This is a genomic window from Pseudomonas sp. ChxA (assembly GCF_030263855.1).
In the GTDB taxonomy this organism is placed as follows: domain Bacteria; phylum Pseudomonadota; class Gammaproteobacteria; order Pseudomonadales; family Pseudomonadaceae; genus Aquipseudomonas; species Aquipseudomonas fluorescens_CB.
On sequence record NZ_JARPMK010000001.1, the window covers coordinates 5,399,608 to 5,421,124 of the forward strand.

Consider the following 21,517-nt stretch of genomic DNA (forward strand, 5'->3'; position numbering starts at 1 on the left):
TCAGACCGCCAGATTTACGGTGACTTCGATGCAGTACGCCGCCTGGGCCTTGGTCGGGGCCAAGTCCACCCAGCCAACCAGCTCAACCCGAGACACGCCGGCGATATGCAGTTGCGCGTCCACCGCCGAACGCGCCACCTCGACCCCCAGGCGCTTGCGCGGATTGATCCAGGCGTTAACGCGGCTTTTGGCCTCGGCCAGACTGGCGTCCGCCTCAGGGCCGACACTGCTCATGTGCAAAATGGCATTAATGCGGTAGTCGATAATCTGCGCGCTTTGCACGGTCAGCCGATCGCCCAACGGCCGGACATCCTCGTCATTCAGCGCCGCCTTGACCGTGGCCAGCAGCTCAGGACTGGCCACGCCTTTGCCCTCGGAACTCAGCACCGTGACCGTAACGTTGCACGGTGCCGGACTTTCGGCGGTGGCATCCGCGACCAGGCCCGACGCATTGCGCGCGTGCAAGATGTAGCTGGCACGCGGGCCGGCGGTGGTCAGCCCCTCAAAGGCCAATTGAATACGTTCACGGAACGGATCGTCTTCTTCCCTGACCTCAGGCACCGGAGGCACCGCCAGCAGATCCGCGGCTTGAATGACCAGGCGCTTGAGATTGACGTTGGCACCCAAGTGATCGAGGTCGTCGCGGATGGCGTGTGCCACTAACAGCGCCTTGCCGGCATCGTTGACCCGGGCGCGGTTACCGACCTTGATATAGGCCCCGACCTCCAGCACCTTGGTGACCGGATCGCTTTCCAGCGCGGCGCTCCAGTTGTCGCCCATGTAGCCGCGAAAGACCCCCAAGCCTTCCTCATACACTGCTTCGAAATCCAACGGCTCCAGCACGCTCGGTGCAGGTAGCGACGACAGATCAACGATGCTCATACGCCCACCTCCAACAGCACGCCGTCGCCTTGATACTTGCCGGCGATTTTCAGATTAATTTGCCCGCCGATCACCGAAATGACCCGCACCTGGTCCAGCTTCAAACGCGGCTCCCAGCGACCCAAGGCCCTGGCAGCTTCCGCCTGCACGGAGCTTTTCCAGCCCTCGTTAACAGGCAGGTCAACAAAGCGCCGGAGCGTGCTGCCGTACTCTGGTCGATGCCGACGACTGCCCAACGGTGTGGTCAGAATGTCGCCGATGGACTGCCGCAAATGCTCGATGCCGGAAATGGGCTGGCCGGTCTGGCGATCCATTCCGATCATTTTGGTTACTCCGGTAATTGCTCCAGATCTGGATGCGCTTTCAAAAAGGCATATTGGTCATCACCACAAGCAACGACGCGCCCGGCCACTACCGGCAAAGTGGCGCCATCGGGCAGAATCAAGGTGCGAGAGGTGAAAAGCTTGTCGCGAAAAACGCGTGGGGGACCGATGGGCTCAGCTGCGATAGCAGTAGCAGGAAACCCCAGCGGTGCTGGTTTCAATCCTGGCACTGCAATGGCTTCGGCAACCTCGGCGGAAGTACCATCAGCTCTAGACTTACTCATAAAGCATGCTCCAGATGTGAAGAAGCCCGCACTGGGCGGGCTGTCGTGGGAGTCGAAATTAGTGTGTGTGGTGGTTGCTATTGCCACCGACGTCGATGATCGCGCCGGCACTGGTGATGCCCTGAGTGACGTGTAAGGCGCCGTCGATGGTCACTGCGGCTTTCAGGTTGATGTTCCCGGTGGTCACGTTGACGGCGCTGTCCGTTACGACCACCTCCGTGCTGGCGACTTTGATGGTCACCGTACCGCTCGGCAGGGTGATGCTGTAGCTCTTGGCCGCCCAGTCGTAGACCAGCGAACCGCCATCATCAAAGCGCCAGACCTCCACGTGATCGCGGTTATCCGGCTGGCCACCGGCATCGCCGTAGAGCCCTGGAATGAAGGTGCCCATGCCGGCCTGGCCGCTGGGATTGAACAGCACCCCCTGCTCGTTCAGGCTCGGCGCCCGCCAGTGACGGGCCTTGCCGGCGGCCAGACTGTGCCAGCGCACCCACGCGCTGACCCAATCACCGGCCTGCACTCGAACAGTAGCTGCAGCCAAATCCACACCGACCACCACGCAAGGCATCAGCATGGCGGCAATCATGCGGTCATGTTCAGCAAGTGCGTAACTCATGGCACGTCATCCGCTGGAAAAAACGCCTCTTTCGGGTCGTGGTTGAAACCGAACCACAGCGAGCCCGGTTGCTCATCCGGCCACGGCCATTGCTGTGCACCGAGGTAAATCTGCTGATGCCACTCCACCAACCAGACGGTGTAGCCATCCAGTTCGGGGCGAGTCCAATCCTGTCCGGCCTGAATGAATACCGCCGGTTCAACCGCCAGCCCCCAGGTCTGCGCCCGCAGAACCACCGCGAGCTGGGTGGCCAGTTGCACGGCCTGTTGATGATGGTGCGGCTTGATCGGATCGACGACGATGCGTGCCTCAAACCTGCACACCAAGGTCGTTTCCCCGGTGCCGATATCGACGCCCGGTTCAATCTCGGCCATCTCCAGAAACACCGCTGGCAGCGCTACACGATCTTTAATGTTCGGCCAGGCCGTCACCGCACACACACCCGGTAACTCCACCAGCAGTTGTTGCTCAATGGCCCGGTAAAGCTGATCCAGGCTAAAAGGCTCTTCCGACACGGCGCTAACTCCTCAGGTACTTTTGCAGCTCGAAGTTGAGTTCCTGCTGCAGGATCTGCAGCAAACGTTCGTCCGCCTTGCGCACCCAACTTTCGAAGTGTGGTCGCGCCTGTTCCAAGGACACCTTGGCCTTGGCCAGTGGAAACCGGCTGCCATTTTCAGCGACCCACCCCGAGCTCGGCCCGCGCCCTGAAGACACCGTACTGTCGGGGTATTCCTCCGCGTTGAAATGCTTGCTCGCGGTGCGGATCCAGATATCTGGCTTGTTGCCGTAGACCTGTTTAAGGAACGCCCCCTGGTACCGCCGCCCGGCCACCGACACACCGCTGCCAGTCTGCCGCGCGCGGCCGATCCGGCTGGACTCGATGGCGTTCAAGCCAAACCACAGCTTGCCGCTCATGGCCCCACCGGTGACCGGGTAGCTGCGCAACCGTTGACGCACCGCCGCAACGGCGATGCGCTCCTGTCGACTGACCGCCCGGGCGATGTGCGTGCGCAACCAGCCCAGCGTCTTATTGATCGCTCGGCGATGCGCGGCGGCGGCCGCCTTGGGCACCACTTTGGCGAAGTCCTGGAACGCTTGCAGATCCGCCGCCGACGACTGAAGGGTGACCATCCCACCGCCGGCCGAGGACTTGTAGTAGCTACCAACGCTCATGCACGCATCCTCAGGATCAAAGCGACCAATCCGTCTCCGCTGGGCTCCAGCTGCAGCAGGTCATAGTCGCCACCGCCGTCCAAGGCCGGTAGATCAATGCTGACCAACAGGCCCTGCTCCAGACCGTGGGAATCGCTGACACGGATTTCGAAACGAGGCTCACGCAACCCGGTGTTGAGCTTGCCGAACTTCGGCTGCAGCCAGGGCGCGGCAAACATACCGAGCACCGGCTCGTCCCGGCCTTCGATCCGTGCGCTGTCGCCCAGCGTTTCGAACACCACCGCGTCGACCTCGGCGACCAGGTCACGGAACGCCACGGTCAGAGCTCCAGAAGGATCTGCGCGCGGGGCCGCGTGCACAGGTGCAACGGGTTGGACTGGGCTTCACCGGCCATGCCTTTGTTGAACGGCAGCGGCTCGATCATGCTGTAGTAAGGAATGCCCTGGGTGTTGACCGTTTCCATGTAGTCAGCCGGCGCAAACACCGAGATGTACAGATCCGGCACACCTTCAGGGACCAGCAACGCCTTGTCGTCGTGTACGAACGAGACACCGGCCACCTTGCCACGGTAGCGCTCCCAGATAATGCCGCCGAACTCGAAACTTTCACGGGCGTCACCACGCAAAGCCGCCGCCTGCTGGCTGTTGAGGTAGGTTTCCTTGACCGACTTATGGACGATCAGCTTGTTCCAGAAGTTCTTGCCGCAGAAGGCGCGGGAACTGGTGCTAGTCACACTGCCGAGCGCATCTTCTTGCATGTCCAATGCTTCGCCGCATTTAACCCGCAGTTCGGTGCTCGGATCCGCCAAGCCCATGGGCAACTTTTGACGCGACACACCGAAGCGATCGTAAAGGTCCAACAGCACCGTCGAGCCATCGGCATCGAGGATCAGGCCGTTGAGCGCGCCCATACGCTGGAATTCATGCGTGGCATCCAACTGACGGCGCGCTTTGGCCAGGCGGGCATTGACCACGTCCTGCACCGCCTGCAGCTCGGTACGAGTACCGAAGGCACGAATACCCTGGATCTCGTCAGCCTTGATGGTGAAGCGCTCCGGCAGGTGGACGGTGTTGAACGGGATCAGGTTGCGCTTGCTGGCCGCGACTACCAGACCAGAACCACCTCGCTCACCGGCAGGCACCAGCGCCAGGGTGTCGCCGTCCTTTTCGATCTGCACGGTCAGGGTGGTGATGCCTTCCTCACGGAACAGGCCCAGGGCACTAATGCGGCCCGGCAGGTAGGGTTGGTCGTTGAGTGCGGCGGTCAGCGCGGTAACAGTAAACGCTTCGTCGTCGAAAATGGCGATCTCGGCCATGGGTACTCTCCAGAAATGAAAAACCGCGCGCATAGCGGGGTGCATGAAGTTGGGTGATCGACTTAGCGAACGATCAGAAAATGAGTGGCCAGCGCTTTTTCAGCGTCCAGATCCAACCCGGTCAGATGGGCTTCGCTGACTTCCGCCAGCCGCACCACTGCACGCCCCCGGCGCACCACATCCGACTCGCCCAACGGACCGAAGAGAATAGCGACGGCCGTCTCGCTGCCGTCTTCTGCGTCCGGAGCGTACGGTGCGAACTCACCGGTGGCCGTTACCAGGCCGAGGATCTGACCTGGCTCCAGCGCGGGACCGGCGGCGACGTTGATCGCTTCACGCGAGATGTTCCCGGCCCCTTCGGACAGCAGAAACTCACCGGCGTGGATCGGTTCTTTTTTGATGGTCATGCTCTTGCTCCTTTCGCGCCATGCGCAGTTCCAGATTGAGCGGCTTGTCGAGCGGCCCAGATCGAAGTGGGATCAGGTTGTTTGGCCTGCACCTGCGGTGCGGGGTCATTGTTCAGCGGCAAGCTGTTGTCAATTTCGAAGCCCTTGCCGCTGCTGACGATCTTGTCGAACAGGCGCGCTCGGACCGCCGCAACGTCCAGGCCCGCCGCGACATACTCGACGCTGAACTCCGGCAAGCGCGCAGCCACACAAAGGTCGTTCACGGCCTTGGCCCGCGTCAGGCCGGCCTGGACGACCTCTTCGCTTTCAAGCCGGGTGGAGCGGAGCAGCGGCTCGACCAGGTTGCTGATGCCCGCTTCGGTACAACGCTGCGTGATCATCAGGGCCAGCTTGGCCGAATCAACCACCGGCGGTACCAAGGGCGGATCGTCCGGCTCCAACTCGGGATCCGGCTCGGGTGGCTCGTCCAACTGGGCGAGCAATTCGGCCGGCGCGTGCTGGTAACGCTGCAACACAGCACCCTGGCCGAGGCAAGCCTTCACCGTGACACCATCACCGACTTCATCGGCCAACCCCAAAGCCACCGCTTCACTGGCGGTCAACCAGGTTTCAGCGGCAACCAAGCGCCGCAACTCCTCCTCATCGATGTCCGGCGCCTTGGCCTTGTAGGCCGCAATGATGGCTTCCATCGTCTGATCGAGGACGTCGGCCACCTTGCGAAAGTCGTCGGCATCACCGGCCGCGTAGGTCCATGGGTTGTGAATCATCAGCATGGCGTTGGATGCAATCACGACGCGGTGTGCGCCGCATACCGCCACGCTGGCGGCACTGGCCGCCAACGCGTCAATGCGACCGGTACAGCGCTCGCCCAACCGTGACAGCGCGTTGTGCATCGCCAGCCCGTCGAACAGGTCACCACCGATGCTGTTGAAGGCGGCGATCACCGGCGAAACGCCGTCGTCCATGGCGCGCAGGTCTTGCACAAACTGATTCGCGGTAATGCCCCAGGCGCCGATCTCGCCATAGACAAACACTTCGATCACCCGCTCGGCAGCCTCGCCGCTGGCCTGCAGCGCGTACCAGGTCTTGTCCTGCACCGGCACGCGTTGACCCGCCCGGTTATAAACGCGTGGCCGCGCCTTCTTGCTCATGGTTGCTCCTTGTCGTCGACGGGGACGAACGCTTCAAGAGTGGTGTAATTGAGGCCAAGCGCGGTGGCCCGGGCCAGATCGGCGGCGTTTTCCGCGTCGACCGTTTCTGCGTCATAGCCGGTACGCAGGACCATTTCACTGCGTGAGGCGAAGCCGGCCTGCACTTCCATTCGCCGGGCCTGCACGTCCTGTACCGGTTGGATGTAGGCCCAGCCTTGCGGTACCCAACGGGTGCGCAGGTACTCGCGGCGTCGCTGGGCATAGTCATCCAGCTGGAGGACACCTGACAGTACGGCCATGTCCATCCAGGCCGCCCGGACTGGGCGGCACAGCTGGTGCACGTACACACTGAATTGCAGTTGCTCCAGACGACGGCGGAATTCGTTGAGTACCACACGCAGCGCCCGGTCGTTGACCTCGCGCATGTCGCCGGTGAGGATCTCGTACGGTGTTCCCGTACCCGCTGCCGCCGCCATCAGTTGCTGCCGCATGAAGTCGGGATAGTTGTTGCCCGCGTCCGGTGGCTTTGAGAACTCAACCTCTTCACCCGGCCCCAGCTCCTGCATCGTGCCGGGCTCCAGCGCGACCATCGGCGTGAAGCCGTCGCGATCCAGGCTCAGAGGCTGGCCGGTGACCGGGTCCCTTGGCACGAGGCCGGAATCCGGGGCTGGCCGGCTGATGAAGCCGGCAAACAGGTTGGCCACTTCTTGCCGGAACAGCACCGCGTCGTCGTAGTTATCTAGGCTGCGAAGGCGCTTGAGCACCGGCGACAAGCGCGGCACGCCGCGCAACTGGCCCGGTTCGACCGGTTCGAAGATGTGCAGTACCTGGGCGGCCGGCACTCGCACCAGCTGGTTGTAACCCGCATTCAGCGACGAGGCATCGCGTGGATGCGCCAGGTACATCCAGTACGCCACGCGCTTGCCGCCGGGGGTGAACTCGATGCCGGCGCGGATAAAGTTGCCATCACGGGTGGTCTCGAACTTGTCATGCGGGACAAACTCCGGGGCCAGGATTTGCAGCTGCAACGGCACCGCGAGGCCTTCGTCCAAGCCACGCGGACGCAACCGAACAAAACACTCGCCCGAGGTTTCCACCGTGCGGGCGACCAATGCCTGCTGACCGTTGAAGTCAGTGCGCTCATCGGCATCCGACTCATCGACCCAGTCGTCCCAAAGTTCCTGCAGCAATTTGCGCAGGGCTTCGTTGTCGGTTTTCGGTCGCGGTGTGATACCAGTACCGATCAAGTTGCTGACACGCTTGTCGATCACGTTGTAGGCATACGGGTCATTGCGAACCGCTGCCCGCGAGCGTGAGCGCAGATTGCGCAGCGCCGGGGTGTTGATGCTGTTGATCCCGTTGTCCGTGGCATCCCAGCCAGTAGAGCGGCGGCCCTCTCCGGCGCCTTCGTAACTGGCCTTGATGTTCGACGGCAACACGAATCCGTTACGGGTGAGCGTCGGATAGCGGGCCATTAGAGTCCTTTGCCTCCGTGGTAAAGCCGAACGACGCGAGAGCGCGGCCCGGCCGAGTTCACCAGCGAGGTGCGGATCTCGTCACGGGCTTTGAGCAGCTCGTCGACAGAGCGGTATTCCACGGTACGGTCGGTGTAACGCACGATTTTTTCACCGCGCGCGATGGCCGCCTCAACCGCATCGAGGTGCTTTTGGGTAAATGACATATCAGCGTCTCTTCAGGTAACCGCTGCTGGAACTGCGGCGTTGAGGTGGCGATGCTGCAGGTCGTGATGGCACGACAGGAGCAGCGGGTTGCGGAGCCGGTTGTGGTACCGCGGGGGTAGCCTGCTCGGTGTTGCTGAGGCGCTCGCCTTGCACGGGCTTGATACCCAGTGCGTCGTCGAACAAGCCTGACTGCGCCAGAGACTGACGCACCCGCTCCCAGTCGTGTTCCTTGTAGCGGTTGAGGCCCAGGTAATGTGCCATGGCCAGGCAGTACACCATCAGGTCGAGCGCTTCGTTGCGCTCGGCCTTGCCCTTGACCCATTCGATGCGCTTGTGGCCACGGATGTAGCGCGCCACCTTGCGCTCCGCGACGCACTGATCGAAGAAGTCGTCGGGCAGGTCATTGGCGAAGTGCAATGCGCCCGGGCCGGCTTCGAATGGATAGCGGTTGTAGATCCAGTCCTTTGCGGTATCGGTACCGACGAACCACAGCTCGGCGCCGTTGCGTTCGGTCTGGCCCTTCCAGGTCACGTCGACCATGGACGGGCGCTGAGCAATGACCGGTTTTCCGGGTTTGCTGGCACCCTTGATGGCGAACACATTGCGCCAGCGGCGCACGCGGCAGAACTGGTAAACCTCGTCAGTGTGGTGGCCACCGGAGTCGACCGCTACTGCAAGAATGCCGAGACCGACACCGCACGGATGGCGGTACTTGGCCTTGAGCAGTTCGTCCAGTGCGGCCCAGGTGCGCTCATCGGCAGGGTCGCCCGAGACGATCTGGTAGTCGATGACCCAGCGCTCCATGCCAACGCCCCAGCCCATGGCCATGAACTCCAGGCGGTTGGCCTGCACGTCGACCGAACCGGTGATCATCAACACTGCAGGCGGCATCGAACCGAGTCCGAAGAGCTCCAAGCGTGCCCGTTTTCGCAAGGTGTCGGCCTTGGTTTGCTCCTGCGCGCTGTCCCACACCTTGGCCAGACGGGTGTTGTAGAACACCTGCATCGGTTCAAGGTCACCTTTAGCCTGGGCCTTTTTGGCCTTTTCAAACTGTTTGGCCAGCGACTTCCAGTCCATCCAACCGAGGGGCGAATACAGCGCATTGAGATGAAAGCCGACTGTCTCACCATCGCCTTCGGCGTGGGCTCGCCACTCGCCGTTGGTGAGCATTTCGCCCTTGTGGAACTCCTCAATCAGCACGTCGCAGTCAGGACCAGCGCACTGGTAGTGCACCACGCTGTAATCCTTCGAGTAATGCAGGCGCTCCCATTCCAGGGTTTGCATGTGGCCGCAGCTCGGACACGGCACGTAGTAGTGACGCTGGTCACTGCCGTCGAACAGGTCGGAAATTCGCGAGGCGCCCTTGATCGTGGGCGAGCTGGAAAAGTAGAACTTGGCGTTGCGACCGAAGGTACTGCCCCGGGTTTCGGCCAGCTCGATGGGGTCGCCCTCCTCGCCGATGTCCACTTCCCAGCGGTCGATCTCGTCGCCGTACACGTAGCGCGCCGACAGCTCCGACAGGTTGGCCGCCGAGCCGGCGGTGGTGACGTACAACGTCCCACCCTCGAACTCCTTGGTGTCCATGGTATTGCGCGAGTCCCGAGAGCGGTTGGCCGCGACACGCTCGCGCAATACCGGTGTCGCCTTGATGGTTTTGCCGATCCGCGACGACACCCGCTTGGCCAGGCCTAGACTGGGCAACAGCGCCAGTATGTTCGACGGCGCCATGTGCATCAGGCCACCGATCCAGTTCAGACCGATCTGGGTTTTCATCAATTGCGACGCGACCATGGTGATCACCCGCTTGCACGGGTGAGCCGGCGACAGGCAACGCATGGGTTCGCGGGCATACGGTGTGCGCGAGGTTCGGTACTGGCCGGGCTCAGCGGCGCCGGTGTCACGCGGGATGCGCATGTACTCATCGGCCCACTGATCGATCCAGACATCCGGGTCGGGCCGCAGCCCACGGAAATATGCCTCGCGGTACACCTCTGCACCGTCAGGAATGTCCGTGGGCATAGGTCAACTCGTAGTCAGTACATGTTCTAGGTCCGCTGAGGACATGCGCTCGGCATCTTCCAGCGAGCGACGGATCGCCGCCGTCAGGTGCTTTTCGATTTCCCAAGGGTCTGTCATCGACGCCAGTTCGGGAGCCAGCTGCGGCGGCATGCCCAGCAATTGATCGCGCAACATGCGGCCAGCGTTGTAAGCGCCCGTCTGCACCGCCGTCGCGAACACCAGTGAGCCCTTAGCCTTGTGCAACTCGATCTCGGCGAGCTGGGCCAGGTTGTGTTCGCGCAGGGCACGCGCTTTCTGGAAGTCCGGCAACTGCCCGCTAGGGGCAATCACTGGCGGCGGCGCAGCCATTGCAGTTGGTTCAACCTGGCTGGACAGCTGGCTGTACACGTCACGCTGCAGCCGATCCTGGTGATGCCGATCAGCAACGGCGGCTTTGCTCGGGTCAGCTGTGTCGCGAATCAACGCTTCGCTGGCCGTGACATCGACCTGTTTACCGTCGGCGGTGAGTACCAGACGGTTGTTGTTTTTCAACCAGGTGATGTAGCTGGGTGCCCTGCCGATCCGAGCCGCGAAGGCGCTCTTTGACAGGTAAATTGGTTCTGTCATAAGCCCTCCTTTTCAACGGCTTTTCAATGCAAACCTTTCAATTTCAATGGATTGAATTTCAGTAAGCTGGCAACCCTGCCTCTAACACTTTCCCGCGGGTTTCCGACCCCGTACCCGCCGGATAACCCCAGGGTCCCCGGAGATTTTCGGCGGCCCGGGCGGGAAACCTCATCCCTGTTCGCCACCCGCTGGCGGCACCTCGCAGACCCCCAGCCGCTTGGCCGCCCAGCGTTCGTACAACCCGATGGCGACATCGGCGCCGGCCATCGCGGTCAGGCAACCCAAGCTGCCCGCCGCCCAGATCGACATGCCGGCAGCGATCATCAACATCATCGCCGACACCCCGCAGGCAATGCAGGCACCCGACCGCAGCGCCAGGCGTCGCAACAATACCCAGCCCCGCGCCCCGTCCTTGTCCGCCCGCCACATCTCGCCCGACACGCCGCCGACCAAAGCCAGGACGATCACTAACCAGATTGGCATCTCTGCCAGCGCTTGCTGCTCGTTCGTCATCGCCCTACTCCATAAACGCAAAAACCCGGCGCAATGGCCGGGTTTGGTGTGTGGTGCCTGCCGCTCTTTGCGGTCGCACCTATCGAAGATGGGTACTTTTTACAGGTGGATTCCGGTGGCAGCAAGCGAGTTTTAATGCCATGGATCAATACGGGTGCAACACGGGTATAACGCGGGCACAACGAAGGGACAACGCATTCATTCGGCTATTGCTTCTGGTGCCCGGTCCTACTTGTCCCACTATCTTAAGTCGAAGTAGGACAGCTACAAGCGCCTAAATTCGGGGCTCTGCCCTACTGTCCTACCTTATTTAACTTTTCCTTGTGTATAGAGAGAAAGCTAAAAGCACGCGTTCGCGTCATGGGCGCGACTACGTGCCCGCTATGCTTACGTGTGCATGGTGCGGGCAAAGGTTGGACAGTAGGACAGCCCAACAACGGCGCGGCCTGCACCTGTCCAACTGCCTTAAATGGCAGTCGGACAAGGCCGGACAGTAGGACAAAGGCACGCGGAGCAACGCCAAGGGTCATGCAGCCTTCCCCATCAACAGACCAGCGATGTGCAGATGCGCTTCATGCAGACGCTGATAATAGGTATCGCGACTGCAACCACAGTGGGTGTACTTCTGTGACAGAAAGCTTTCGTGGTTGCAGTAATGCTCCCACACCACCACCGACAGCTGCGCCGGCAGATGCTTGTTGACGATCAGCTCAATATCCGCCGACTCGTCCAGCAGCACCCGACTCCCCCGCGTGCCACGTATCAGCTCGCCCTTGCACTCCATCAACATGGCAATCATGTTGCCGCCACTCGCCCCACCATAGGTTTCAGGAATCGGCGAATGCAGATCCTGCGCCCAAAGCTTGAGCATCTCATCAATTCGCTTAATCAAAGCAAGGCTCCTCTACCACCGCCTGCTGCAATGCAGACGCTCGCCCCCACGTTGCGGGCTTCTGATAGGCCCACTGGCGGACACCGCTTTTTGCCAACGCCGGCATACGCTTCTTGCGCCAGCCCAGCCGGTGCATGATCGCGCCAACTCGCATCTGTTCAGGCTTACCCCAATGCCCGAAATCGAGCTTGAGCGCCTGGGTCAGAATCTCGTTGCCCGTAGCGGTCTCGCCGATCTGCGATTCTTCCAACCAGGTCAGGATTGGCCCTTCCCACTCGTCAACCACAAAGCGCTCGTCCTGTGCCTCGGCGAACATCCACGACTCGTCCTTGGTCACCCACCAGATATCGCCGGCCTCGAAACAGAACACCGCCTCTGCCCACAGCTGGTCGCGGATCTCACGCAGCTTTTCCAGATCGACCTTGTTGCAGAACACCGGCCAGTAACGCCGGTTGCCCGTGGCGTCCTTGAGGTATTCCTCTTGGTTGGTAGTACCCACGAATACACACTGGCGTGGCACGTCGTTCGTTCTGCGGCCGTAGCTCTCTCGGTAGGTGTCGGTGGAGGCCGAGAAGAACTGCTTGGCCTTGGTGCTTTCGGCTTTGTTGAAGCTGTCCAGCTCCCCCAGTTCGACGATCCACTTGCCGCGTATCGCTTGGAAGCTGTCCTTGTCGCCAAGGGCAAACGGCGTGTCCATAAACCACTCGCCACCGAGAATGCCCATGGCCGTGGACTTACCCTCACCCTGTCCGCCTTCGAGAATCATCACCGAGTCGGCCTTGCAGCCTGGGCGCATGACCCGAGCCACTGCCGAGATCGGCCAACGCTTACCAACCTTGGCCGAGTACTCACTGGCCTGGACGCCCAGCACATCGGTCAACCAGCTTTCCAGCCGAGGCACGCGGTCCCACTCCAGCTTCTCCAAATACTCGCGCACAGGGTGAAAAGAATGGTCGTGGGCAACCACGCTGACCGCCTCGATCACATGGGACGCTTTGACCCGCAGGTTGTACTGCTGCGCGAGCCACTTCATCACCCGCATGTCATCGATGTCGGCCCAATCGCCGGCACCGCCGCCAAAGGGCGCAGACCGCAACTTGACGATTTTGGAACTGAACACGCTGTAGCCAATGACACCGGCCCAACGTTCGTCATTGCCCAGGATCAGCTCGACGTTTTGCATGTGTGCGATCAGGGAGCCGTTTTCGGTGCGGGCCAGTTGATCCTTCCAACCACCCGCTGCAGGAGGTTTGACCACCGCCAACACCTGACGGCGGACCGCCTCCAAACCTTCGGCAATGTGCAGGTCGTTAAAGTCGGTCCACTTGATCTCACGCTCGCCCGAGAAGACGGGCCCGACCACCTGGCCGCCGACGATTAACGCCGCGTTGTTGGCCTTTTCTTCACCTGGGTTCCAAGGCTCGCCATTGGGGCGTTTGGTTTTCCAGTCATCGTCCCGGCAGAGGATCAACGGACAACCAGGAAAACGCTCACGCATGGCCTTGGAGACCGGTAGCAGGTTGCCCGCATCAAAGGCGATAGCCACCGTCAGCGACGTCGCCATGTGCAGGCTAGCGCCCGTGGCGTACCCCTCACAGACCAACACCGGCTCCCCCGGTTCAGGGTGCGGGCCTATCAAATGGAATGCGCCCTCCTTCGACATACCAGCGGGCCAGTAGGCTTTGTCACGCCCGGTGTCTTCTTGCTTTGCCGGGAAGATTACCTGCAGGCCAACGATCTGATCCCGCACGTTGCACATAGGCACTAAAAATGCGCCAGTACGGGGCGCATAGCGAACTTTGAAGCCGACGATCTGCTTTCGATCCAAATATGCGCTCTTGCCCTTCTCAGGCATGCGCTTGAACAGACCAGCAGCACGGTTGGCCGCTCGACGTGCCGCGTTGGCCGCGATCTCAGAGGCCTTGCGCTTTGCCTCTTCCTGACGAGCGCGCATGACCTCGCGCTCTTCAGGGCTCATACGCCCGGCCTTGACCTTGATTTTTTGAGTCTCGCCGGTGCGCCAGTCACCGAAACTGCCAAAGATCAGTGTTTCGTTCTTTTCGGTGCGGTGCTCATGGACCACATACCAACCGTTTTTTTCCTTGCCCTTGTCCTGGGAGGTTTTGCAGCGGGTCAGTTTGCCGAATACCAACGGTTGCTCAGGTTCGAGGCCGTAGTCTGCGAATTGCCCCAATACCTCATCGAGCATGGCGAGCCTCCCGCGCTTCGTCGATGGACTGACAGCTCAAGCACTGAGTGCAACCCAATTGAGCCAACCGGCGCGGCTCAGGAATAGGCTCGTCGCAGCTCTCGCAGAACAGAAACGAATGCGCCGCCAAGGCAGGCTTGGCGGCGTTACGTGCAGCAAGGGCCTGATCAAGACGCTCCTGCACCAGGTCATTGGCAAAATCAGCAATATCAGCCAAGGTCTGCACCCCGCGTTTTCTGATTGACGTACGCGGCGCGGTTGAACATTCCAAGAAGCCCTTGGATGCCGCGAAACACCTGCTGACGTATCTCGGCCAACTCACCATCATCCACCTTGCCGTCGCCAATGCTTTTGGCCCAAACCACAGTCAGATCGGCCACCTGGCGAAGGTATACAGCGATACCAGTAGTCAAGGTCTCGGGCATATCGTTGGTGTAGGCTTCGGCCAATTCCTGCCAGACCGTGTCGCCGACCAGCGCATGCACAGCATCGAGAATGCGACGGTCCTTGGTCAGCTCCAGGATCTCGCCGAACTCCTGAATGTTCACTGTGTGACTGGGATGGGTTGGGGAGAGTTTGTGTTGTAGCGTGGTAGCGTTTCTGCCGGTGGTGGCGGCGATAGCAGCAGCGCCGCCGGGGTAGTCCCGAGCAGCATGGTAAAGCGCGAGATCGAGCGGCAGAACTTCCCGCTGCGCCCGCTCAACAGAACTCAGAGCGATACGGCTCATGGCATTAATCCTTATAAGTTGCCAGTGCCGCGCGACATGCAGTGGTGATACATTTGCCGCGTGGCTTGAAAGGGCCCAAACGCCGGCTAGATCTTCAGGATCAACACCGGCACCGTGCCGGGGCGAACAATCCGTTGTTCACCCCTGGCGCAACAGCTGCCCAATCTGTGGTGGAAAAGGCAGCAACACCAAGGCTTCCGAGCCTTGGAAAGCGCGGTAAAAATCGACGGTTTGCATGTGGTGTGCCCGTCTATCTTTATCGCGACCCGACAGCGCTGTGGTGGTGCGTGCCGGGAGGAACTGGGCGGCCCTTGGGTCGCCTTTTTTCTAATCCGCTTTTTGTGGAGCGGATTTGCCCAACAACCATGCAGCCTCGAAGGGGTTACCTTTTTCAACCGCCGCAGCAGCTAAAAGCTTTGCGTACTCTGTTTCACCGGTGTAATCCGTGCGTGGCAGTGAAGCTGCCAACCGCCATTTGTTAAGAGCCTGGTAGCTCCTACCGCAAATTTTGGCCGCCGCACCGATTCCTCCTACAGCCTCAAAGGCGAACGCAATAGCGTTAGGGAAGTTTTGCGGGTCGAGCATATGAACCTCCATTCAACTGTCGGTTGATAATAAAGTTCAACTGACAGATTAGCAACCCTCGTGTGATCATCAACCTATGATTGATAAAGAAACCATGCGCGACATGTTCGCCGAACGCCTTCACGCAGCCCTTGACTCCAAAGGCATCCGCCAGCGAGGTAGAGGCGCTGACATCATTCAGCAATTGAAATCTAGAGGGGTCACTAAAACCGCTCAGGCCGTTAGTAAATGGCTTAACGGGGCCGCCATACCGGAGCTAGACAGTCTGACCGTATTGGCGGAATGGCTGGGGTGTCGTCGGGAATGGCTTGAGCATGGCGTGATGCCAGTTTTCCCTAATCAAGTCGGCTCTGCGGGTAATGAGATAGCTGGAAATGTCAGCCCTGTTGTCTCTGATATGTCCAAGGTTCCACTTATTTCCTGGGTTCAAGCCGGTGCTTGGTGTGAGGTGCCACCTAGCATTGAGTCTATTCATGCAGAGCAATGGCTTCCATGCCCCGTCAGCATCAGCAGCTCGGGTTATGCACTGCGCGTAGTAGGCGATTCCATGACAAATAACGGGCCAGGACGAAGCTATCCGGCGGGTTGCATCATTTTTGTTGATCCTGAGCTTTCGATTAACAATGGTGATCGTGTTATTGCTACGTTACCCAGCAGCAATGAAGCAACCTTCAAAGTCTTCGTGAAGGACGCAGGAAAGCATTATTTGAAGCCCATCAACCCTCAATATCCAATCATCGAAATGACCGAAGAGATGCAGATATGCGGGAAAGTGGTCGGTGCGTTTACCCCAGAATGACAAGTACCTTCATGCCACACCTAAAAATCTGACTGGTTTTCACTCAAGGCAGTCAGATAATTTCACCTAACAGTTGTTGACTTAATTTAACCACTGGTTGATATTTGCCTCACTCTTCCACCACAGAGCGAGGCAACACCATGCACACCACTGCAACCATCCATGCGCATCCGGCAGTAGCGTCCCCGTTTTTCATCTTTGAAGTTCGCCGCCTGGCCATCCACGGCGGCTGCACTTTCGTGCCGTCCAAACCTAAGCTGGCCACTCGCAACGCCCCTCCGCCGCTCAATCCGAACGACGGAGGGCGTGCAGCATGAGCAAGTTCAAACTCGACAACCGCACCCTGCAATTGCTCAAAGCCCAGGTCAATCTGAACGAGACCTTTAATCACACTCTACGGTCGATGCCACAGCGCGATGCATTGGCGTTTCGTCTGAAAGTGGAGCGCAGCACTACTGATACCCTCTTCACCGTCGAACTGGGCATCGAACGCCACACGCTGACTTTGCAGAACGAAAAAAAGATGCACCTCAAGCTGGCCGACTTCATCGAAGAGATCGCCAACGGCCCTTTCGACCCCAGCGATACCGCCGACCTACTGAGCGTCCCCCACGCTAGCCGCCAATACGCACAGTTTGATGTCGAGCACCGGCAGCAGGTATTCGAGCTTGTACGCACCGGCGGCGCGTTGAGCCTCGACATGGGTTTCGATCTCCCCATCCACGTCGCCATCCATCGCACCCAAACGCGCCCAGGCGTTACCACCATCATGAGCATCGGCGTGAAGCGTCCGCGCACAAAGTGCTTCACCGTGTGCGGTAGCGATGCCGAGATCTATGAGCAAGTAGCCGAATCCATCAACCACTTGGCTGCCGTGGCGACTCCTGCCGCGCATGCAGCCTAGGAGGCCGAGATGGAACGTAGCCTGGAAAAAGCCGCCAAGTACTTCGGCCTCACCCGACCAAAGCTGATCGCGCTCATGCGTGAGAAAGGCCTTCTCAACGACCGCAACCTGCCGGCATTCCCGGTTCGCGACCGCGAGTACCTGCGGATCAAGGACGGCACCTGGTACCACGAAACCGCGGGCATGCAATACAGCCAGTCGACCAAGATCAGGCAAGCCGGCATGCGCTGGCTAGCTGAGCAACTGGGCCTCGAACTGCCCGCTATTCCGGTCGACAACCGTGACGTGGCCTAGGGAATACGCCCGCCAGATCGTTGCCATGCGCACACGCGAGGAGCGCAACGCCGCGCTCCTCGTAGTGCCTGAACATCTGCGGGAGCTAACCAAGCGCCACTGCCTGAATGCCTGGAATCACCCGTCACGACTCAAACGCAAGGAGGCCGAGCTAGCCCATGAGTAATTCCAACCAAACACCGCTGCGACTACTTCCCGCACCGGACAGCTCCACCGTCGAGATGCTGCACCAAATCTTTGGCGATGTGCTTATCCCTCTTGAAGAGTTGCGCGAACGTTACTTCAGAAACCTCAACGAGAAGACGTTTTCGGAAGCCATCAACAGCGGGCGGATTCAACTCCCGGTGACGACCATCGACGAAAGCGTGAAGGCTTTGAGGTATGCCCATATCAAACACGTTGCTGCATTGATCGACATCCGCGCCTACAAGGCAGATGAAGACATGCCACGACCATCAACCGGTAAATCGGAGGCGTGACATGTCACTTCTCAGCCAATGCAGGCACTGCCGAACGCCACTGTCAGCGGAGGAAACAGCGAACCGCCTTTGCGTTGAGTGCTGCTTCCTTGCGGTCGACTACCGGCGTTACGACGCCTTACTCGATGAAGGTTACATGCAGTACCAGGCCAAGCTGATGTGCGGATTAGCCGACCCACCCGATCCTGACGACGAATAGACAACCTCCAACGGCTGCCACCACCAGCCAAACGAAACACTAGGAGCACACCACATGACTGCAATTCAGATCTGCGCACTGATCGTTCTTATCCTGCTCGTTGGCCTCACCTACTGGGCCGGCTATCGCGGCGGCCTCATTGATGGTCGACTTGAGGGCATCGATGAGGGTATGGCCATTCAGCAATCCGACAACTCGCAAACCGTCCGCAACCTGGAGCTTTCGCTCGACCAGGCAAGGGATCACCACAAGCAACTGTACATCCATTATGAGCGTGCGCTGGCCGCATCGAAACTGGGAGAACCAGACCGGCAAACCCTGCTGGCCATCGCCGAAAAACTCAGGATCGCCGCTGAGACATTCGCCGCATTTCGCACCGGTAAAAAACTGGAACGAGACGCTATTGCTCTACGTGAGCAAGCGCTCGCCATGGCGGCCTTGCTGGAACCAACAGAGCAGGAGGCCGCAGCATGAACCGCCCCCTCCTACGCCTCACCCCTCAAGCGGCCGGTGAGCTGGAACAACAGCTGACCAAGGCCTCGACCGAGCTTCGTGAAGCGACACGCTTCCGAAAGGAGTTCGACCGACAGCTGTCCACGCTGATCGGCCATGACGCCCTGCGCAAACTGAACAAAGACACCAAGAACGCTTTGCTATTGGCGGACCTGGTCAAGGAGGCCGCATGAGCCAGATTCTCACCGCCACCGGCAAGCGCTTTGACCTGTACGAACCAGATGCCGACTTAATCGACCCACGTGACATCGTCCATTCGCTGGCTCACCTATGCCGTTTCAACGGCCACACTCGTGAGTTCTACAGCGTGGCGCAACACAGTTGCATGGTCGCAGACCTGGTGCCCGAACAGGACAAGCTGGCGGCCCTCCTCCACGACGCGGCCGAGGCCTATATCGGCGACATGGTGCAACCGCTGAAGCAATGGATGCATGCATACCAGGACGTTGAGCAATGGATCTGGGAGCGCATCTGCACCCGCTTCAACCTCGCCTCAGAACTACCAGCCTCTGTCCGCCACGCCGACCTTGTCGCCCTGGCAACTGAACGCCGCGACCTGATGCCAGCCGACCCGACCATCTGGGATTGCCTGATCGACATCGAACCCATGGCAGAAACCGTCCGCCCATGGTCCGCCACCGAAGCCCGGCTCACGTTTCACCAGCGCCTGATGGACCAACTCGCTATCGAACGCCGGAGGAAAGCGGCATGAAAATGGACCAGAACACCACCCAAACATCGACCGCTTTGCTCCGCAACTCAACTGGTGTCGACACGCTAGAAACAAACAGTCTCTGCTGCGCAGCAGCAGGCATTATTGCCCCTCTCAGCGCCACTGCCGAGGCACTTATACCCCACGAAAAGCTGCGCGGGGCAGCGCTCACTGATGCAACGCTAAACGCTCAGGAACGCCCGCCCGCGCAGCCTGCCATGGGGTATATGCACGTTTCAGGCTACGTGGATGCGTTGCCAGAATCGGAAGCATGCCGGCAGTACTGGGTCCTGCCCGAGATCCTGCCAGACGATCGATACGCTGATGCTCGGAGCAAATCATGACATCGATCTTCACTCCCTCACCGATCGTTACCGCTTGTATTACCCAGTTCGGCCTGGACCTTGCCGGCGAGATCCGCGTCGACCTGTTCGCTGGTGGCGGAGGTGCGACCATGGGCCAAGAAATGGCAACAGGTAAAGCGGTCGACATTGCGATCAACCACAACCCTAAAGCCATCAGCATGCACAAGCGCAACCACCCAGGTGCCGAGCACTATATTACTGACGTGTACGAGGTCTGCCCACGCAAGGCGACTCGTAACCGTCCAGTCGCGCATCTGCACGCCAGCCCCGAATGCACCCACCACAGCCTTGCAGCCGGTGGCCAAGCCCGCAGCAGCGCTAGCCGCTCATTGTCGTGGGTCATCATAAAGTGGGCAGGCCAAGTTCGGCCGCGCATGCTCACCATGGAGAATGTCTGGCAGGTCCTACAATGGGGCCCACTTATTGCCAAGCGGTGCAAAGTTACAGGTCGGGTTGTCCGCCGCGATGGAAGCGTGGCAGTCGCAGGCGAGCGCGTTCCGGTGCAGGAGCAGTACCTGGTGCCCGATCCGCAGCGCAAAGGTCAAACCTGGCGCCGCTTTCTGCAGATCCTCAAAGACATGGGTTACGACCTGATGCACGGAAAGCTCAGGGCTTGTGATTTCGGTGCCGCGACTACCCGCGAACGGTTGTACATGATCGCTCGATGCGACGGAAAACCGCTTCGCTGGCCAGAGCCGACTCACTTCAAGACCCCGGCCAAGGGCCAGAAGGGCTGGCGGACAGCCGCCAGTTGCATTGACTGGTCAATCCCTTGCCCGAGCATCTTTCTCAGCAAAGAAGAAGGCCGTGATGCAGGTGTACGTCGCCCGCTGGTGGCTAAGACCATGGAGCGTGTGCGTAAAGGCGCACGCCGCTACGTCCTCGAACATGCCGATCCGTTCATTGTTAGCGTCAACCATTCAGGCAACGACTTGGCGCGTTGCCAGTCGGTTCAAGATCCGACCAAGACCATAACTGGCTCGCACGGCTTCGCTCTGGTAACGCCGCAACTGGCACCATTCCTCACCGAACACGCCAATGCGACCACCCAACGCAATATGTCAGCCGACGCACCACTGGGCACCATCTGCGCCAAGGTCAAAGGCGGGCACTTTGCGTTGGCGGTGGCCTACATCGCGCAGCATAACGGAGGCTTCAACGAAACACTGGGCCGACACCCGGAACAACCTCTGACCGCCATCACAACCACAGGCAGCCAACAGCAGCTGGTGACCGCGAACCTGCTGACCTTGCGAAAAAATTGCGTGGGCACACCGATGAACGAACCGGTCTCAACCATTTGCGCGGGTGCCGAGCACCACGCACTGATCGAGTATGCACTCGTACCGGAAGCTGAAGAAGGCGCTCTACGCGTAGCCGCGTTTCTTATGGGCTACTACGGCAGCGACAATATCTATGACTTGCGCGACCCGGCCGCAACAATCACCACACGGGATCGGCTGGCTCTTGTGACTGTCATGATCCGGGGCACGCCATACGTGATCGTCGACATCGGTATGCGCATGCTCACGCCTCGGGAGCTGTACCGCGCCCAAGGCTTCCCCGATAACTACGTGATCGACCACGGGCACGACGGCGTCAGATTCAGCAAGAAGGACCAGGTGCTAATGGTCGGCAACTCAGTATCACCATGGCCGATGATGGCCCTGATCAACGCTAACGCAGATCAGGACGAAGATGAGTTGCTGGAGGTGGCAGCATGACCAGCCTCCGCCGAACCGTTCGAATCCGCCGCGGGCAAATGCCGCCTCTCGATCTACAAACCATTTGCGACAAGTGCAACAAGTCGCGGGCACACGGTAGCCATGAACAATGCAGCAAATTGCGCCAGGCCGAAGGCATCACA

General features: G+C 60.1%; 29 protein-coding genes. 9 read left to right on the forward strand and 20 right to left on the reverse strand.

What is annotated here, in order from left to right; all coding sequences use genetic code 11:
* From P5706_RS24225 to P5706_RS24320, 20 genes are all read right to left on the reverse strand, one after another.
* Window positions 1-882, reverse strand: coding sequence for a baseplate assembly protein (locus tag P5706_RS24225; RefSeq protein WP_285682267.1), 882 nt, complete (start codon window positions 880-882; stop codon window positions 1-3).
* Complete coding sequence (locus P5706_RS24230; protein WP_285682269.1) at window positions 879-1,205, reverse strand: GPW/gp25 family protein; 327 nt, start codon at window positions 1,203-1,205, stop codon at window positions 879-881. The genes P5706_RS24225 and P5706_RS24230 overlap by 4 nt, the downstream gene beginning before the upstream one ends.
* Window positions 1,206-1,210: 5 nt before the next feature.
* A complete protein-coding gene (locus tag P5706_RS24235) occupies window positions 1,211-1,489 on the reverse strand; it encodes a hypothetical protein (RefSeq protein ID WP_285682271.1) in 279 nt (92 codons plus the stop codon).
* A 58-nt stretch (window positions 1,490-1,547) separates the two neighbouring features.
* Window positions 1,548-2,105, reverse strand: coding sequence for a phage baseplate assembly protein V (locus P5706_RS24240; protein WP_285682273.1), 558 nt, complete (start codon window positions 2,103-2,105; stop codon window positions 1,548-1,550).
* Complete coding sequence (locus P5706_RS24245) at window positions 2,102-2,620, reverse strand: hypothetical protein (protein ID WP_285682275.1); 519 nt, start codon at window positions 2,618-2,620, stop codon at window positions 2,102-2,104. The genes P5706_RS24240 and P5706_RS24245 overlap by 4 nt, the downstream gene beginning before the upstream one ends.
* A gap of 4 nt (window positions 2,621-2,624) precedes the next feature.
* Window positions 2,625-3,278: a hypothetical protein gene (locus P5706_RS24250; RefSeq protein ID WP_285682277.1), complete on the reverse strand. Its 654-nt coding sequence runs from the start codon at window positions 3,276-3,278 to the stop codon at window positions 2,625-2,627.
* Window positions 3,275-3,595, reverse strand: coding sequence for a head-tail joining protein (locus tag P5706_RS24255; RefSeq protein ID WP_285682279.1), 321 nt, complete (start codon window positions 3,593-3,595; stop codon window positions 3,275-3,277). Before P5706_RS24255 ends, P5706_RS24250 begins: the two co-directional genes overlap by 4 nt.
* 2 nt (window positions 3,596-3,597) lie before the next feature.
* Window positions 3,598-4,593 carry a major capsid protein gene (locus P5706_RS24260; RefSeq protein WP_285682281.1) on the reverse strand — a complete coding sequence of 332 codons (996 nt, stop codon included), beginning with the start codon at window positions 4,591-4,593 and terminating at the stop codon, window positions 3,598-3,600.
* A gap of 62 nt (window positions 4,594-4,655) precedes the next feature.
* Window positions 4,656-5,000, reverse strand: a complete 345-nt coding sequence (locus P5706_RS24265) for a head decoration protein (RefSeq protein WP_115947627.1) — start codon at window positions 4,998-5,000, stop codon at window positions 4,656-4,658.
* Complete coding sequence (locus P5706_RS24270; RefSeq protein ID WP_285682285.1) at window positions 4,997-6,151, reverse strand: head maturation protease, ClpP-related; 1,155 nt, start codon at window positions 6,149-6,151, stop codon at window positions 4,997-4,999. Before P5706_RS24270 ends, P5706_RS24265 begins: the two co-directional genes overlap by 4 nt.
* Window positions 6,148-7,626: a phage portal protein gene (locus P5706_RS24275; RefSeq protein ID WP_285682287.1), complete on the reverse strand. Its 1,479-nt coding sequence runs from the start codon at window positions 7,624-7,626 to the stop codon at window positions 6,148-6,150. Before P5706_RS24275 ends, P5706_RS24270 begins: the two co-directional genes overlap by 4 nt.
* Window positions 7,626-7,832 (reverse strand): phage head-tail joining protein, encoded by a 207-nt coding sequence (locus tag P5706_RS24280; protein ID WP_285682289.1) that lies wholly within the window; start codon window positions 7,830-7,832, stop codon window positions 7,626-7,628. Before P5706_RS24280 ends, P5706_RS24275 begins: the two co-directional genes overlap by 1 nt.
* A 1-nt stretch (window position 7,833) precedes the next feature.
* A complete protein-coding gene (locus tag P5706_RS24285; RefSeq protein WP_285682291.1) occupies window positions 7,834-9,852 on the reverse strand; it encodes a phage terminase large subunit family protein in 2,019 nt (672 codons plus the stop codon).
* A gap of 3 nt (window positions 9,853-9,855) precedes the next feature.
* Window positions 9,856-10,458, reverse strand: coding sequence for a terminase small subunit (locus P5706_RS24290; protein WP_285682293.1), 603 nt, complete (start codon window positions 10,456-10,458; stop codon window positions 9,856-9,858).
* Between the two features lie 168 nt (window positions 10,459-10,626).
* Window positions 10,627-10,971 carry a phage holin family protein gene (locus P5706_RS24295; RefSeq protein ID WP_285682295.1) on the reverse strand — a complete coding sequence of 115 codons (345 nt, stop codon included), beginning with the start codon at window positions 10,969-10,971 and terminating at the stop codon, window positions 10,627-10,629.
* Window positions 10,972-11,497: 526 nt separating this feature from the next.
* The gene (locus tag P5706_RS24300) at window positions 11,498-11,863 is read right to left on the reverse strand and encodes a PA0613 family protein (RefSeq protein WP_285682297.1); all 366 of its coding nucleotides are present in this window, start codon (window positions 11,861-11,863) and stop codon (window positions 11,498-11,500) included.
* Window positions 11,856-14,072, reverse strand: a complete 2,217-nt coding sequence (locus tag P5706_RS24305; protein ID WP_285682299.1) for a VapE domain-containing protein — start codon at window positions 14,070-14,072, stop codon at window positions 11,856-11,858. The genes P5706_RS24300 and P5706_RS24305 overlap by 8 nt, the downstream gene beginning before the upstream one ends.
* On the reverse strand, window positions 14,062-14,289 hold the full coding sequence (locus P5706_RS24310; RefSeq protein WP_285682301.1) for a TraR/DksA family transcriptional regulator: 228 nt from the start codon (window positions 14,287-14,289) through the stop codon (window positions 14,062-14,064). Before P5706_RS24310 ends, P5706_RS24305 begins: the two co-directional genes overlap by 11 nt.
* Window positions 14,282-14,800 (reverse strand): phage regulatory CII family protein, encoded by a 519-nt coding sequence (locus P5706_RS24315; RefSeq protein ID WP_285682303.1) that lies wholly within the window; start codon window positions 14,798-14,800, stop codon window positions 14,282-14,284. Before P5706_RS24315 ends, P5706_RS24310 begins: the two co-directional genes overlap by 8 nt.
* Before the next feature lie 327 nt (window positions 14,801-15,127).
* Entirely contained in the window at window positions 15,128-15,385 is a 258-nt protein-coding gene (locus tag P5706_RS24320) for a hypothetical protein (RefSeq protein ID WP_285682305.1), read from the reverse strand.
* 76 nt (window positions 15,386-15,461) lie between these two features.
* Here P5706_RS24320 and P5706_RS24325 point away from each other — a divergent pair, with 76 nt between their 5' ends.
* From P5706_RS24325 to P5706_RS24365, 9 genes are all read left to right on the forward strand, one after another.
* Complete coding sequence (locus P5706_RS24325; RefSeq protein WP_285682307.1) at window positions 15,462-16,184, forward strand: LexA family protein; 723 nt, start codon at window positions 15,462-15,464, stop codon at window positions 16,182-16,184.
* 313 nt (window positions 16,185-16,497) lie between these two features.
* Window positions 16,498-17,088 carry a hypothetical protein gene (locus tag P5706_RS24330; RefSeq protein ID WP_285682309.1) on the forward strand — a complete coding sequence of 197 codons (591 nt, stop codon included), beginning with the start codon at window positions 16,498-16,500 and terminating at the stop codon, window positions 17,086-17,088.
* Window positions 17,089-17,097: 9 nt separating this feature from the next.
* Window positions 17,098-17,382, forward strand: a complete 285-nt coding sequence (locus tag P5706_RS24335) for a phage antirepressor KilAC domain-containing protein (protein WP_285682310.1) — start codon at window positions 17,098-17,100, stop codon at window positions 17,380-17,382.
* A 158-nt stretch (window positions 17,383-17,540) separates the two neighbouring features.
* The gene (locus P5706_RS24340; protein WP_285682312.1) at window positions 17,541-17,861 is read left to right on the forward strand and encodes a pyocin activator PrtN family protein; all 321 of its coding nucleotides are present in this window, start codon (window positions 17,541-17,543) and stop codon (window positions 17,859-17,861) included.
* Window positions 17,862-18,114: 253 nt separating this feature from the next.
* Entirely contained in the window at window positions 18,115-18,534 is a 420-nt protein-coding gene (locus tag P5706_RS24345) for a hypothetical protein (RefSeq protein ID WP_285682314.1), read from the forward strand.
* A complete protein-coding gene (locus P5706_RS24350; RefSeq protein WP_285682316.1) occupies window positions 18,531-18,746 on the forward strand; it encodes a hypothetical protein in 216 nt (71 codons plus the stop codon). The genes P5706_RS24345 and P5706_RS24350 overlap by 4 nt, the downstream gene beginning before the upstream one ends.
* The gene (locus P5706_RS24355; RefSeq protein ID WP_285682318.1) at window positions 18,743-19,285 is read left to right on the forward strand and encodes a phosphohydrolase; all 543 of its coding nucleotides are present in this window, start codon (window positions 18,743-18,745) and stop codon (window positions 19,283-19,285) included. Before P5706_RS24350 ends, P5706_RS24355 begins: the two co-directional genes overlap by 4 nt.
* On the forward strand, window positions 19,282-19,629 hold the full coding sequence (locus P5706_RS24360; RefSeq protein WP_285682320.1) for a hypothetical protein: 348 nt from the start codon (window positions 19,282-19,284) through the stop codon (window positions 19,627-19,629). Before P5706_RS24355 ends, P5706_RS24360 begins: the two co-directional genes overlap by 4 nt.
* On the forward strand, window positions 19,626-21,374 hold the full coding sequence (locus P5706_RS24365) for a DNA cytosine methyltransferase (RefSeq protein WP_285682322.1): 1,749 nt from the start codon (window positions 19,626-19,628) through the stop codon (window positions 21,372-21,374). Before P5706_RS24360 ends, P5706_RS24365 begins: the two co-directional genes overlap by 4 nt.
* Window positions 21,375-21,517 lie beyond the last annotated feature (143 nt).